We start from the raw sequence: 955 nt of genomic DNA on the forward strand, positions 1-955 counted from the left end.
GGCGTTCGTCGCCGCGATCTTCCTGATCGGTCTGGGCATGGGCATCGCCACCCCGGGGTACACCGCGGGGCCGACGCTCCGGGTCACGCCGGAGGAGCAGGGCGGGCTCGCCGGGCTGATCGGGGCCACGAACGGCCTCACCTTCGTGCTCGCCCCGACGGCGGGGACGGCGCTCTATGCCCTGTGGCCGCCGCTCCCCATCCTCGCGGGGGCCGTCATGATGGGGCTCGTGCTGCTGCTGTCCCTCGCGCACCCCGCGCTGCGCCCCGGCGCCACGGCTCGGGGCTGAGGCGGCCTCCGCGTCCCGGGCAGACAATCACTCGGTGGGTGGGGAGGGGGCGCCCGGCGCGCGCGCCGGGTATCGTGTCGGGAAAGCAGCGGGGCAGCGCCCCCCGAGGCCGGAGACGCTCCCGAGGCCGGAGATACCCCCGAGGGCAGCGCGCAGAACGGAGTCAGCGGAGATGGACGCGGCAGCACACTGGAGACCCGTGATCGCGGTCCTCGCCAACCCGGAGACGCGTCGCGTTGCCGCCAAACTGATGCTGGGCGGCACGCTCGAGGACGCGACCGCGGCGTTACCCGCCGCGAAGCGCCGTCGCGTGGCGGCGGCGCTCACGCAGAGCGGGCTGATCGAACCCGGGTCGCAGGTGTTTGCCCCCGGGGTGTTCCGCGCGATCTTGGCGGCCGCGCCCGTGCCCAAACGTGAGGGCATCGACCGCTTCGTGGACGGCACCCGGATCAGGCAGTTTCCGACGAACGCCGAGGAGCGCGTCCGGCTCCTCGCGTGGGTCGCGGACGGGGCCTTTGCCGCGGGCGAGGTGCTGACCGAGCGCGAGGTCACGCAGCGGCTGCTGCCGTACACGGCGGATGTTGCCCGGCTGCGGCGGTCGCTCGTCGATCACGGCCTGGTCGAGCGTCGCCGGGACGGCACCGAATACGCCCGGGCGGGGACCGG

General features: G+C 74.6%; 1 protein-coding gene and 1 pseudogene. Both read left to right on the plus strand.

From position 1 onward, the window contains the following. Positions 1–289, plus strand: a pseudogene (locus tag OOT08_RS10810) (MFS transporter); the annotation flags it as partial. Positions 290–461: 172 nt separating this feature from the next. Continuing rightward, the coding region (locus tag OOT08_RS10815) for a DUF2087 domain-containing protein (RefSeq protein ID WP_325092652.1) at positions 462–955 on the plus strand (494 nt) is incomplete at its 3' end.

The organism is Leucobacter sp. M11, assembly GCF_035726885.1.
Taxonomy (GTDB): domain Bacteria; phylum Actinomycetota; class Actinomycetes; order Actinomycetales; family Microbacteriaceae; genus JAPFRB01.